Source organism: Azospirillum sp. UFLA03-27 (genome assembly GCF_059803775.1).
The window spans coordinates 1-12,997 of record NZ_JAUQTX010000035.1; the positions used below are offsets into that span (position 1 = coordinate 1).

The 12,997-nt window shown below is 64.2% G+C and carries 12 protein-coding genes; 8 read left to right on the forward strand and 4 right to left on the reverse strand.

Annotated elements, in window-relative coordinates:
- The first annotated feature begins 25 nt into the window (after positions 1 to 25).
- The 4 genes from Q4I23_RS07835 (at position 26) to nhaA (ending at position 6,356) form a co-directional block, all read left to right on the forward strand.
- Complete coding sequence (locus tag Q4I23_RS07835) at positions 26 to 2,077, forward strand: elongation factor G (RefSeq protein ID WP_498525814.1); 2,052 nt, start codon at positions 26 to 28, stop codon at positions 2,075 to 2,077.
- 252 nt (positions 2,078 to 2,329) lie between these two features.
- Positions 2,330 to 2,458: a hypothetical protein gene (locus tag Q4I23_RS07840; protein ID WP_454019184.1), complete on the forward strand. Its 129-nt coding sequence runs from the start codon at positions 2,330 to 2,332 to the stop codon at positions 2,456 to 2,458.
- A 1,098-nt stretch (positions 2,459 to 3,556) separates the two neighbouring features.
- Positions 3,557 to 4,960, forward strand: a complete 1,404-nt coding sequence (locus tag Q4I23_RS07845) for an Nramp family divalent metal transporter (protein ID WP_498525815.1) — start codon at positions 3,557 to 3,559, stop codon at positions 4,958 to 4,960.
- A 169-nt stretch (positions 4,961 to 5,129) separates the two neighbouring features.
- On the forward strand, positions 5,130 to 6,356 hold the full coding sequence (nhaA, locus tag Q4I23_RS07850) for a Na+/H+ antiporter NhaA (protein WP_498525816.1): 1,227 nt from the start codon (positions 5,130 to 5,132) through the stop codon (positions 6,354 to 6,356).
- A 93-nt stretch (positions 6,357 to 6,449) separates the two neighbouring features.
- On the opposite strand, the gene Q4I23_RS07855 is transcribed toward nhaA, so the two are convergent.
- On the reverse strand, positions 6,450 to 7,655 hold the full coding sequence (locus Q4I23_RS07855; protein WP_498525817.1) for an aspartate transaminase: 1,206 nt from the start codon (positions 7,653 to 7,655) through the stop codon (positions 6,450 to 6,452).
- 263 nt (positions 7,656 to 7,918) lie between these two features.
- Here Q4I23_RS07855 and Q4I23_RS07860 point away from each other — a divergent pair, with 263 nt between their 5' ends.
- Positions 7,919 to 8,347 carry a c-type cytochrome gene (locus Q4I23_RS07860; protein ID WP_038529411.1) on the forward strand — a complete coding sequence of 143 codons (429 nt, stop codon included), beginning with the start codon at positions 7,919 to 7,921 and terminating at the stop codon, positions 8,345 to 8,347.
- A gap of 63 nt (positions 8,348 to 8,410) precedes the next feature.
- On the opposite strand, the gene Q4I23_RS07865 is transcribed toward Q4I23_RS07860, so the two are convergent.
- Complete coding sequence (locus tag Q4I23_RS07865) at positions 8,411 to 9,118, reverse strand: cytochrome b/b6 domain-containing protein (protein ID WP_498525818.1); 708 nt, start codon at positions 9,116 to 9,118, stop codon at positions 8,411 to 8,413.
- A 212-nt stretch (positions 9,119 to 9,330) separates the two neighbouring features.
- On the opposite strand from Q4I23_RS07865, the gene Q4I23_RS07870 reads away from it, so the two are divergent.
- The 3 genes from Q4I23_RS07870 (at position 9,331) to Q4I23_RS07880 (ending at position 12,122) form a co-directional block, all read left to right on the forward strand.
- Entirely contained in the window at positions 9,331 to 9,570 is a 240-nt protein-coding gene (locus Q4I23_RS07870; protein ID WP_035675610.1) for a DUF4170 domain-containing protein, read from the forward strand.
- A 61-nt stretch (positions 9,571 to 9,631) separates the two neighbouring features.
- Entirely contained in the window at positions 9,632 to 10,147 is a 516-nt protein-coding gene (locus Q4I23_RS07875; RefSeq protein WP_454019179.1) for a metallophosphoesterase family protein, read from the forward strand.
- A gap of 1,138 nt (positions 10,148 to 11,285) precedes the next feature.
- On the forward strand, positions 11,286 to 12,122 hold the full coding sequence (locus tag Q4I23_RS07880) for a DUF4344 domain-containing metallopeptidase (protein ID WP_454019178.1): 837 nt from the start codon (positions 11,286 to 11,288) through the stop codon (positions 12,120 to 12,122).
- Positions 12,123 to 12,263: 141 nt separating this feature from the next.
- On the opposite strand, the gene Q4I23_RS07885 is transcribed toward Q4I23_RS07880, so the two are convergent.
- Together Q4I23_RS07885 and Q4I23_RS07890 are read right to left on the reverse strand one after the other, a co-directional pair.
- A complete protein-coding gene (locus tag Q4I23_RS07885) occupies positions 12,264 to 12,443 on the reverse strand; it encodes a hypothetical protein (protein WP_498525819.1) in 180 nt (59 codons plus the stop codon).
- 104 nt (positions 12,444 to 12,547) lie between these two features.
- Positions 12,548 to 12,991 carry a hypothetical protein gene (locus tag Q4I23_RS07890; RefSeq protein WP_498525820.1) on the reverse strand — a complete coding sequence of 148 codons (444 nt, stop codon included), beginning with the start codon at positions 12,989 to 12,991 and terminating at the stop codon, positions 12,548 to 12,550.
- Between the last annotated feature and the right edge of the window lie 6 nt (positions 12,992 to 12,997).

A 12,997-nucleotide genomic window follows, 5' to 3' on the forward strand; every position in this document is an offset into this window, starting at 1 on the left:
GTTATAGTCTCGTGGGCTCGGAGATGTGTATAAGAGACAGCCCCATACTCAGATCCAGACGGCCCGCTGCGCTGCGCTGGTCGGCCCCTATCTCAGCGGCAAGACATCGCTTCTGGAAAGCCTGCTGTCCGCCGCCGGGGCGACCACGCGCAAGGGCAGCGTCCGCGACGGCAACGCGGTCGGCGACAGCTCCCCCGAGGCCAAGGCCCGGCAGATGAGCGTCGAGGTCAACGTCGCCTCCTTCGAGTTCCTGGGCGAGCGCTGGAGCGTGCTCGACTGCCCCGGCTCGGTGGAACTGGCCTGCGAGACGCAGAGCGCCCTGATGGTGGCGGACGTCGCCGTGATCGTGGCCGAGGCGGTGCCGGAAAAAGCCGTGCTGCTCGCCCCCCTGTTCAAGTTCCTCGACGACAACCGCATCCCCCACCTGCTGTTCATCAACAAGGTGGACAGCCTGGGCGACCTGCGGGTGCGCGACGTGGTGCAGGCCTATCAGGCGGTGTCGGCGCGCAAGCTGGTGCTGCGCGAGGTGCCGATCCGCGAGGGCGGCAAGATCACCGGCTTCGTCGATCTGGTCAGCGAGCGCGCCTGGCACTTCAACCCTCACAAGCCGTCCAACCTCGTCCAGATCCCCGACAGCCTGAAGGATCGCGAGCACGAGGCCCGGCAGGAGATGCTGGAGGCGGTGGCCGACTACGACGACGCTTTGCTGGAAAAGCTGCTGGAGGACGTCGCCCCCGACACGCAGGAGGTCTATGACCGGCTGGCCAGCGAGCTGGCCGACGACCTGATCGTCCCGGTCTTCTTCGGCTCTGCGGAGAACGACAACGGCATCCGCCGTTTGCTGAAGGCACTGCGCCACGAGGGGCCGGACGTCGCCACCTCGGCGGAGCGCGCCGGCATCCCGGCGGATGCCACGGTGGCCGCCCAGGTCTTCAAGACGCTGAACGGCTCGCACGCCGGCAAGATCAGCCTCGCGCGGGTCTGGCGCGGCACCGTCAACGACGGCATGACGCTGGGCGGGGAGCGGGTGTCCGGCGTCTTCCGCATGATGGGCCACAACCAGGAGAAGCTGTCCCAGGCGGCGGCCGGCGAGGTGGTGGCGCTCGGCCGGCTCGACAAGGCGGCGACCGGCGACCTGCTGACCGACAAGGGCAACGCCGGCCGGTCGGCGCTGTGGCCGGAGCTGCCGCCGCCCGTCTTCGGCCTCGCCCTGCACGCCCAGAATCGCAACGACGAGGTGAAGCTGACCGCGGCCATCCAGAAGCTGGTCGAGGAGGACCCGTCGCTGAAGCTGGACCAGTCCACCGACACCGGCGAGCTGGTGCTGTGGGGCCAGGGCGACATCCATCTCCAGATCGCCATGGACCGGCTGCGCAACAAGTTCAACGTCTCGGTCAAAGGCGTGCCGCCGCAGGTGCCCTACCGCGAGTCGATCCGCAAGGGCACCGCCCACCACGCCCGCTTCAAGCGGCAGACCGGCGGCCACGGCCAGTTCGCCGACATCCATGTCGAGGTCAAGCCGCTGCCCCGCGGCACCGGCTTCCAGTTCGAGGATGGCATCGTCGGCGGCGTCGTGCCGCGCCAGTTCATCCCGGCGGTGGAAACCGGCGTGCGCGATTACGCGGTGCGCGGGCCGCTGGGCTTCCCCGTGGTGGATTTCGCGGTGCGGCTGACCGGCGGGCAGTTCCACGCCGTGGACAGCTCCGAGATGGCCTTCAAGACGGTGGCGCGGCAGGCGATGACCGAGGCGTTGCCGGCCTGCGAGCCGGTGCTGCTGGAGCCGATCCTGACCGTCTCCATCGCCGTGCCCAGCGACTTCACCTCGAAGGTGCAGCGGCTGGTCAGCGGGCGGCGCGGGCAGATCCTCGGCTACGACGCGCGCCCCGGCTGGCAGGGCTGGGACGAGGTGAAGGCCTATCTGCCGCAGGCCGAGATGCACGACCTGATCGTCGAGCTGCGCTCCCTGTCGCTCGGCGTCGGCACCTTCACCTGGAGCTTCGAACGGCTGCAGGAGCTGACCGGCAAGGCCGCCGACAAGGCGGTGGAGATCCGCAAGGAGACGCTGGCCGCACAATAAGCGGCGGTGTGTGGGTGCACGGGGCCGGAGGAGCGTCCTCCGGCCCCTTTGTCATGGCCGGAAGGCGCGTGGCGATCGTTCAGGCGCAAGACCGGAGAAAGAATATCAGCCCAACGATGAATCAGCACACCAAACAGTAAGCAAGTCTTCATAACCCGCCATGTGATGATGGCAAGCAAGCGATGCATCGATTGCGCTTCTGGTATTAGGTATACCAGGATACTTTATCTTCATCGAACGACGGAGATGATCATGACCTACGCGACTGCAACCCATCTTCACGCCAACCAGAACGGCACGAAGGGTTCAACTTTCCTGCAGGCATTCAAGTCCTTCATGGAAGCCTGGTGCGAGAAGTCCCGTCTGTACGGCGTCCTGTGAACATGCCTTGCGGACATCCAGACAACACCGGACGACGAAAGGGCCGCGATCCAGTCGCGGCCCTTTCTGATTCCAGTGTCGTTCAAATCGGCGCGTTTTTCGTCTTTCGGCGCTGTCACACCGACACGGCTTCAGTCCACCGTTTCCGTTGCAATCCACAGATGACGGCGGGTTCCGCGGGGAGGCCGGTTCATGTTGGCCGGACGCCCCCAGGGTCGCACGGGAGCGAGAAGGGTGCCCGGATCCCGGTGGCTTTCCCATACCGCGGTCAGTACGGAGGCAATGCCGGTCGCGGCGAAGGTGGCGAGGCACAGCGCCACGGCGAGTGAGATTGGTTCCAGAACCATGGAAGCTCCCGCACAAACTGGTCGGCGTGCCGGCTTCGGGCAGCGCAATCCTCTGAGGCAACGCCCCGACAACAGATTGACCGGCGCGCGTTGCACGGCTTCCCGCTCGCCTTGCCCTTCAGCATAGATGCTTTCCGTTCCGCAGGACCCGCGCTTTTTTCACAGGGCGGCAAACCACATAAATCCGCGCGGAGTGGAGCGGCTTTAAAATTTGGGCAGACCATGGATTAAAAACCTAGATGATGCGTCTCCCGCGCCATCGTCGCCGCGGATTTTGGCGAGCATGGCCATCGGTTTTCATCCATAAAGATATCAAAAAAAGTTCATCCCCATAATACTGAGACGAGAAAAGGCTGTCCCTGACTCAACAGGGACAGCCTTTTGGGAGGCAACGCAGCGTATGGCCCAAGCTCGCTGAGTCCACCGCCATATGGACGTATCAAATACCCTGCGCAACCGGCCGACTTGATCATGAATTCCTTTTCATGACTCACGCATTGATCATAGCCGATATGGGTAGATCCGGTTTTAGTCCACGATTTTCTCATTTTTTCTGAGTCTGAAAAACGTCCCTCCCCGCCAGATTTTTTTTCCTACACATCGCTGATATTTGGCATACCAAACTATGGCGTGTAGGAAACCAGCCCCTGCAGCAAAGCACGGATCGGAAAAGGAGCCGGACGGAACCGGGCCGAAAATTTCTCGAACGGCCCGACGCCAATCGACAGGCCAATCCTAGGGAGGAACGGGAATGAGCGTCAGCTCGACGAACAGCGCGGCCATCGACGCCGATGGCCTCTATGGCGGCACCGCCGCGGACGGAAGCGCCAAGAAGGTCATCCGCTTGGAAGCCCCCGGCACCGGCTTCATGGACACCTGGAAGGCCATGGGGCCCGGCATCGCCGCGGCGATGACCGGCATCGGCGCCAGCCACATCATGCACGCGCCGACCGCCGGCGCGCTCTACGGCTACGATCTGCTGTGGGTCATCCTGGCCGCCTACATCATCAAATACTGTGCCTTCGAATTCGCCCATCGCTACACGATGGTGAAGGGCGAATCCATCATCAACGCCTATCACCGCGTCGGCACCTGGCCGCTGTGGTTCATGATCTTCCAGGGCTTCGCCAACACCGTGGGCATCGCCGGCCGCGCGCTCGGCTGTGCGGCGTTGATGTGGGCGGCCTTCCCCTTCATGTCGATGCAGCTCTGGGCGGTGGCCATCCTGCTGCTGACCGTCGGCATCCTGTGGATGGGCAGCTACAAGGCGGTGGAGGGCATCTGCAAGATCCTCATCATCGTCTTCGCCGTGTCCTGCTTCGTCGCCTTCGCGCTCCAGGCGCCGCCGCCGGGCGAGTATCTGTCGCGCCTGCTGCCGACCCTGCCGCCGATCGGGTCGATGATGCTGTTCGGCGCCATGTTCGGCTATTTCCCGACCACGCTGGAAGTCGCGCCCATGCAGTCGAACTGGGCCGTCGACAAGAAGGCCGGCATGGTCAAGGTCAACGAGATGCGGGCCCAGGGGCACACCGTGCACATGGATCCCAACTACATGAAGAACAGCCTGATCCTGTTCAAGCGCGACATGAACATCAGCTACATCATCTCGATGCTGTCGGGGATGATCTTCCTGATCGTCGGTGCCGTCGTGCTGCACCCGCAGGGTCTGGTGCCCAAGGGTTCGGAGATGGGCGTGACCATCGCCAGCATCTACACCGACACCTTCGGCGCGTGGATCTTCCCGGTCATCATCGCCGGCGGCGTGGCCGCGCTGTTCTCCACCGTCTTCACCTACTTCGACGGTCAGGCCCGCCTGTTCGAGGAATGCGTGGTCCGTCTGAAGCGCGACTGGGACACCGCGGCGATCCGCAAGCTGCTGTACCGCGGCATGCAGGTGACGTGGCTGGTCGCCGGCATCGCGGTGGTCTACGGCCTGCCCGAGCCGATCTTCGTGGTCCAACTCGCCTCGGTCATGGCCCTGGTCTTCTCGCCGGTCCTGTTCTGGCTGACCATCAAGGCGGTCAAGGACAACTTCACCAGCGATTTCGAGCGCGATCTGCTGCCGAGCAAGTTCCAGTTCGCCTGGGCCTGGGGTGGAACCATCGGCCTGATCGGCTTGACGCTCTACGTCCTCATCACAAAATTCTTCATGTGATGACGCGCGACTGAAAATGACGCGCAGCTGATAAGAAACCTGCGATGGCGTCATGGCGAAGCCGCCATGACGCCACATTCTTTTCACAAATTGCTTCTTCACGAACTCCACGACAACTCCGTTCTTCCGGCCGATCAGGACCGACGAACCAGGAAAGGAAACAAGCGCCATGGATGCTCACAGGCAACCCGCCGGCCGGCGCCCGGCAGCCTTCATCAGGGAGTTCATGAGCAACGAGGCCTCGGGCGGCATCCTGCTGATGGTAGCCGCGGCGCTGGCTCTGGTGGTGGCGAACTCCCCCCTGTCCACCGCCTATTTCGACACGCTGCACACCTACGTTCTCGGGCTCAGCATCGGCCATTGGATCAACGACGGGCTGATGGCGATCTTCTTCCTGCTGGTCGGGCTGGAGATCAAGCGGGAGATGCTGGACGGCCAGTTGTCCACCTGGTCGTGCCGCGTCCTGCCCGGTGTCGCGGCGGCGGGCGGCATGCTGGTGCCGGCGCTGGTCTATCTCGCCTTCAACGCCGGCAACCCGGCCACGGTCAACGGCTGGGCCATCCCGGCGGCGACCGACATCGCCTTCGCGCTCGGCGTGCTGTCGCTGCTCGGGCCGCGCGTTCCGGTGTCGCTCAAGATCTTCCTGACGGCCCTGGCGATCATCGACGATCTGGGTGCCGTCATCATCATCGCCCTGTTCTACACCGCCGACCTTTCCCTGCCGGCGCTCGGCGTGGCGGCGCTGCTCCTGGCGGCGCTGATCGGCCTGAACCGGTTCGGCGTGCGCACCCTCCTGCCCTATCTGGTCCTGGGCGCGGGCCTGTGGGGCGCGGTTCTGCTGTCGGGCGTGCACGCGACGCTGGCCGGCGTGACCATGGCGCTGACCATCCCGCTGCGTCCCGCTTCCGGCGCAGCGGCGGACCCGCAAGCGCCGCTGCTCCGGCTGGAGCATGGCATCCACCCCTGGGTCGCCTTCCTGATCGTCCCGGTCTTCGGCTTCGCCAACGCGGGCGTGTCCTTCGCCGGCATGAGTCCCTCGATCCTCACCGGCTCGCTGCCGCTGGGCATCGCGCTCGGTCTGTTCCTTGGCAAGATGGTCGGCGTGTTCGGCACCGCCTGGCTGACGATCCGGCTCGGCTTCGCCGGCATGCCAGCGGGAGCCACCACCGCACAGCTCTACGGCGTCGCCCTGCTGTGCGGCATCGGCTTCACCATGAGCCTGTTCATCGGCGCGCTGGCCTTCCCGACTTCGCCGGAGCTGGGCGACGCGGTGAAGGTGGGCGTCTTCGCCGGGTCGATCCTGTCCGCGACGGCGGGCGCCCTGGTCCTGCGGCTGGTATCGGCCAAGGACGCCGCGCCGGCCCTGCAGGCCGCGGGCGTCGACCGCGGCGCATAAAATCAGCAGTACACAAACGAAAAGAGGGGGCCTTGTGGCCCCCTCTTCCTTTTCCGCCGGTCGCAACCGCCGGAAATCAGTCCTTCAGGCGGATCAGCCCTTCAGATTGCCGCAGGCGCGCTGGATGCGCTTGCAGGCCTCTTCCAGAGCCTCGGTGCTGGTCGCGTAGGAGATGCGGAAGTGCGGGGCGAGGCCGAAGGCCGAACCCTGGACGACCGCGACACCTTCCGACTCCAGTAGGTAGGTGACGAAATCCTCGTCGGTCTCGATCACCTTGCCGTCCGGCGTCGTCTTGCCGATGGTGCCGGCGCAGGACGGGTAGACGTAGAAGGCGCCTTCCGGCTTCGGGCAGGAGATGCCCTTGGCCTGGTTCAGCATCGACACCACCAGATCGCGGCGCTGGGCGAACACCGCGGCGCGCTCCTTGATGAAGTCCTGCGGACCGTTCAGCGCCTCGACGGCGGCCGCCTGGGCGATCGAGGTCGGGTTGGAGGTCGACTGGCTCTGGATCACGCCCATCGCCTTGATCAGCGCCTTCGGGCCGCCGGCGTAGCCGATGCGCCAGCCGGTCATGGCGTAGGACTTCGACACGCCGTTGACGGTCAGCGTGCGGTCGTACAGCGCCGGCTCGACCTGGGCCGGGGTCACGAACTCGATGCCGTCGTAGAGCAGGTGCTCGTACATGTCGTCGGTCATCACCCAGACCTGCGGGTGCTTCACCAGCACGTCGGTCAGGGCCTTCATCTCGTCGCGCGTGTAGGCGGCGCCCGACGGGTTGGACGGGGAGTTCAGGATCAGCCACTTGGTCTTCGGCGTGATCGCCTTCTCCAGGTCGGCGGGCTGCAGCTTGAAGCCCTGCTCGGCCGGGCAGGAGACGAAGACCGGCGTGCCTTCCGCCAGCTCCACCATGTCCGGGTAGGACACCCAGTAGGGGGCCGGGATGATGACCTCGTCGCCGGAGTTCAGCGTCGCCATCAGGGCGTTGTACAGCACCTGCTTGCCGCCGACGCCGACCGTGATCTGGTCGGGCGCGTAGGTCAGGCCGTTCTCGCGCTGGAACTTGGCGCAGATAGCCTTCTTCAGCGCGGGCGTGCCGTCCACGGCGGTGTACTTGGTGTCGCCGGCCTGGATGGCCTTGATGGCGGCGTCCTTGATGTTGTCGGGGGTGTCGAAGTCCGGCTCGCCGGCGCCGAGGCCGATGACGTCGCGACCGGCCGCCGCAAGCTCGCGGGCTTTCTGGGTGACGGCGATGGTCGGCGAGGGCTTGATGCGCGACAGACGGGACGCGATGATCGACATGGCGTACTGGCCCCTATGACGAAGGTGGCGGAAGGTTCGGGTGAGAACTTGGTATGACCGCGCGAACGCGACGCGGGACCTTACTTCCGCCTTATTGCTCTTGCAAGCCGATCACTCCCTGAGCGGGGCGGTTTCCCGGCTGGCGGACGCGCCGTTCGGCGCAAAGGCCGGATGCTGCACCGCACAGGCCCGGCTTGACAGCCCGCGCCGCGGACGGGGTATCTTACCTCTTTCTAATCAAACCCATCATCCGGAGGATCTGCATGCTCACCCGCGTCACGCTGGCCGCCACGGCCGCCCTGCTCCTCGTCGGCGGCACGGCGATGGCCCAGGATTCGATCAAGGCGCGCAAGGACGGTTTCCAGACCAGCAAGAACGCGATGGCCGAGATCAAGGACCTGCTGGGGAGCGACAAGGTCGCCCAGGTCGGCCCGGCCGCCCAGCGCATGAGCGCTTTCGCCGCCCAGATCCCCACCCTGTTCCCCGCGGGCAGCGACAAGGGCGACACCAAGGCCAAGGCCGACATCTGGGCGAACAACGCCGACTTCACCGCCAAGGCCCAGGCCTACGAGGCCGCCGCCAAGGGGCTGGAAGCCGCCGCCGCGTCCGGCGACAAGGCCGCCACCGCCAAGCAGTTCGCCGCCGTGGGCGGCGCCTGCAAGGCCTGCCATGAGCGCTACCGCGCCGACTGATCCGGCCGGTCCGCAAACGCGTCCTTCCCCGCCAAGCGTGGGGAAGGACCCTTGCGGCGGGCCTCAGCCCGCCTGCACCACCGCCGCCACCAGACCCGCCGCCGCGGCCAGCACCGCCAGGGCCAGAGTGGCCGGACGGCGCTTTGGCGACTCGATCGGCGCATCCGCCGGGATCGCCTTCCGCCCCGTGACCATCGGGCGGATCAGATTGTCCTGCTTGACCAGCAGATAGGCCAGCACGGCCAGCACATGCACGCCGATCAGGATCAGGATTCCGTCGGCCAGGATGCGGTGCAGCGTGCTGAACCCCGCCACCATACTCCCCGATGCCAGCGCCACCAGCGGCCCGTCCACCAGGATGTCGTCGGAGGTGAAGAGGCCGGCCACCGCCTGGAGCGTCAGCGCCCCCAGCAGAGCCAGCACCATCAGCCCGCCCATCGGGTTGTGCCCGACGACCGGCGCGGGTTCCTTGCCGCCGCGCCCGGCGCGGAGCATCCCGCAGGCGTAGGCGAGAACCGCGCGCGGACCCTTCACGAAGTGGCTGAAGCGCGCCGTCTGGCTGCCGATCAGCCCCCAGACCAGCCGGAACAGCAGGAGCGCCAGGATCGCCTCCCCCGCCAGCATGTGGATGGTCATGCGGTCGGTCTTGGCGGAGACGACCGCGACCGTCACCAAAAGGACCAGGCTCCAGTGAAACAGGCGCGTCGGCAAGTCCCAGACGGCCACGTCGCGCCGGGCCTTCGTGCGATTTGTGGTATTACCAACAACCATGAATCACCCCTCGCTTCGTCTGTTCTTCCTTAGACTATGCCCCAAGGCGGTGCCTTTTGCCCAGCTTTCGGAAAAAAAGCGACAATCGAGAGGGTAGGCGGCGGCGCAGCACTGTCATTGCACTTGAAGAAGCGGGCGGACGACGGATATGACGTACTCAAAAATCCGGCCCAACCCCGTTCCACCCCCGTCCAATCAAGGATGCCCGCGTCATGCCCGACAAGCAGCTTCTCCACCTCGTCTTCGGCGGCGAACTCGTCCGTCCCGATTCCGACCAGTTCGTCGATCCGACGAAGGTCCATATCGTGGGCATCTTCCCCAACTACGACGAGGCGTACAAGGCGTGGCGCGGCGCCACCGGGATGACCATCGACGACGCCCACACCCGTTACTTCATCGTGCACCTGCACCGCCTGCTCGATCCGTCGGCGGATGGGCACAAGCACGATTGACGGACGGCCGCAGCGGCGGCGCGGGGAACCCTCTGCGCCGCCGCTGTGTTGAGGCCTCCCGATGGCGGTCTTTTTCACCAGCGACACGCATTTCGGCCACGCCGGCGCGCTCAGCCGCTTCCGCCGCCCCTTCACGTCGGTCGCGGAGATGGACGAGGTCATGGCGGCCAACTGGAACGCCACGGTCGGCCCGGACGACGAGGTGTGGCACCTCGGCGATTTCGCCCTACACCGCAAGCCGGACGCCATGGCGGCGCTTCTGGAGCGGTTGCACGGCACCAAGCACCTGATCACCGGCAACAACGACGGCCCCGCCACGCTGGCCCTGCCCGGTTGGGCGAGCGTCCAGCCTTACGCGGAACTTTCGCTGGGCGAGCGGCGGCTGGTACTGTGCCACTACGCCTTTCGCACATGGAACGGCATGTACAAGGGCGCTTTGAACCTGCACGGCCACAGCCACGGCCAGTTGAAGGGTATGCCCCGGCAATTCGACGTCGGTGTGGATGTGTGGGATTTCCGCCCGGTGACCGTCGATGAAATTCTTGCCTCACGGCAACGGACGAAGAAACGGGAATAGTCCATGCGACGCCCGCCTCGGCCTTCCGCAAAGAAAGGGCGGCGCAGCGGGAATGGCGTGGATGGCGTCCGATGGAAATCGGCTGAGCCGGCTTGGTCTATGGACGGGCTCCACTCAGCGGCTTGCTGAGAAAATCTGGCGGAGGGCCAAGTTCGAGGCGAGGTTCCCTGACCCCGACAAGGCCGACAAGAGACAGGTTCGGTCGGAGTCCGAGACCGTTCCACTGCTCAACAGGGAAAATACAGGGAAATGCGGCTGGTGCGCTGACGTGGGCTGGCGTCGGGGATACCGTTTGGTGCTGACATTTTCAGCCTTGCGGCGCGCTCAACCTATTCGGACGCCAATCGGAAACAGGGAATTCCTGTTCGTTGTATCCGCGGCCCTGAACGCTTGGTCGTGCCCCACAGTTCCCACACCACGCTCGGGGACGCGACCGGTCGTGTTCCGGGAGGAGGGCCGGTTGCGGCCGGCTGGACGGGTCAACATGACCCGCTCGGACCTGGAGGGTTTTGGCCGTTCGCTGACCAAGGAGGATGAGGTCGTTGTTGAAGCGACCAGTAACAGCATGGTTCGCTTCAGGATAAACCCGCCGAGCACGAAATTCCGGATACCCCCAGCAGGACTGCGCACCCCGCATGATGGTCACGGACATGCTGAGGCCGTACGCCGCAGCCAAGCTGGTATATCAGCCGGCGTTGGAGCATTCCCAGCACAAGGGCATCAACAACCGGGCCGAAAATTCGCTCCAACCGACCTGACGCCGTGAGCGTCAGATGAAACGCTTCAAATCAGCAGGCCAAGTTCAGCGCTTCCGGTCCATCCGCACCCCCATCGCCAGTTTATTTCCAACTCCGTCGCGACCACCACGCCGCCACCGACTTCCGCACTGTTCGGGCCCAGGCATTTGCCGTCTGGATCGGTGTCGCCGGTGTGCCGTTGATGGAGCACAGCTCTCGGAGCGCGACCAGAACACGCAAGTCCAGGCCATATTGGCACAGAGAACTCCATGCAATGGCAATTGCCCCTCATGGATATACATTTCCCCCGTCAGGATATCTGTACAGCGGTTCGGGGATCATGTTGGATAATGTCTGTGGGACCGATTAATGTTTCCTTGGCCGACAGAGGAGCGCGGCCCATGCGTGCTCATTCACGTTGCACCCGTTTCGCTTACACGTTTTGCGGCGTTCTTCTGATCGCACTGGCGACCGTTGCCATCGCTTGCCCGGCGGACGCCCGTCCAGGCGATGTCCGGACCGTCTACGCCGTGCCGAAAAACCCTTCGCACGAGGCGATTTACCGGACGTTGCAGGACAAGCGCGTGTTGGAACGCATCCGCGAACGCGTTGAGGGAATCGACCTGCCGCGCGTGCTGACCATCAGGACCGAGGGGTGCGACGGTGAAATCAATGCCTCCTACGAGACCTCCGACGCCACGCTGACCATCTGTTACGAATATCTCGCCTACATCCAGGAACTCGGACAGAACATCCCACCGGCCGGTGTCAGCGAGGGGCTGACGCCTGCGAACTACATCGTTGGCCCCTTTCTGGAGGTCGTGCTTCACGAACTCGCCCACGCCATTTTCGATCTGAAGAAAGTGCCGATCCTGGGCCGTGAGGAGGATGCCGCCGATCAAATTGCCGCCTACACGTTGTTGCAGTTGGGCAAGGACGAGGCCCGCCGGGTGATCGCCAGCGTTGCCGTCATGTACGCGAGCGAGGCGAAGGAAGCGCCGACGGAGTTGAAGGACTTCGCGAACGAGCACAGCTTGCCAGCCCAACGTTTCTACAACTTGATGTGTATCAGCTATGGCTCCGACCGGAAGAGCTTCGGCGATTTCGTGGAGAAGGGCTATCTGCCGGCCGAACGGGCCGAACTGTGCGAAGAGGAGTACCGGCAGGTCAAGTTTGCCTACGAAAAGCTCGTGGCGCCCCATTTGAGGGGGGTGCGAAAGGCGAACCGCTCCGGGTGAGCATCCGCTCCGGCCTTCCCGCGTTGCAAAGGCCAAGTGAAGTTTGACCACCCCCGTTTTCCGTGTAGAGGGAAGCTGGTCAAGTGGCTTCAAGAACGCGATGGCAAAAATCAAAAAATCAATTCCAATGAAAAACCGCCTCTATCGCAGAAGCGGCACGACAATAGGTTTATTTTCGAGCATGTTAACATCATTATTATAGCCAAAAATCAGATACCCTGCGATGGCTATTGCCCCAACGACAACAATCATTTTTGCTATCAGGATGATGAGGTATTTATACTGGGATTTTTTCATTGTCTTCCTGCGGCTCTGCATCATGTTCATTGCCCCGAGAGAACCGAATGTTATTTGGAACGCAAGGCGCCCGAACGTTCGCAATTTTTCCTGATCTGCGAACGTCGAAGTCCGTTTGTTCCATGTCGCTAACGTCGACCACCCAACCGACCGCCACCTAGCCTGCCTCCACCAAAGCTGCCGCGATCAAACGAGCCGGTCCGGGTTCCGGCGCCACTGCGATCCGGGCCACCGCCGGATTCTGCCGGGAAGCGCGATGGCCCGGCCGCGGCAGGCGTCACGGAACGGAGCGTCCCATCGCGGACGCGGGTCTGCATGCTGGAAACCACCTGTTGTCGCTTCTCCGCATCCAAGCCGCTCCATGCTTGTTGCACGCGCGCGCGCTCGTCGGCGCTGAGAGCGTTCCATCGGTCACGAATCTGCTCCTTCTCCTCGGGTGAGAGCGTGTCCCATTTCTGCTTGAGCGCGGCCTTCTGCTCGTCGGTCAGCCCGGCGAGGAAGTCCACGTCACCCTCATCATAGTAGTAGACCCAATCGTCATCATAGAACGGGTAGCCCCAAGGGTCGTTCACATATGC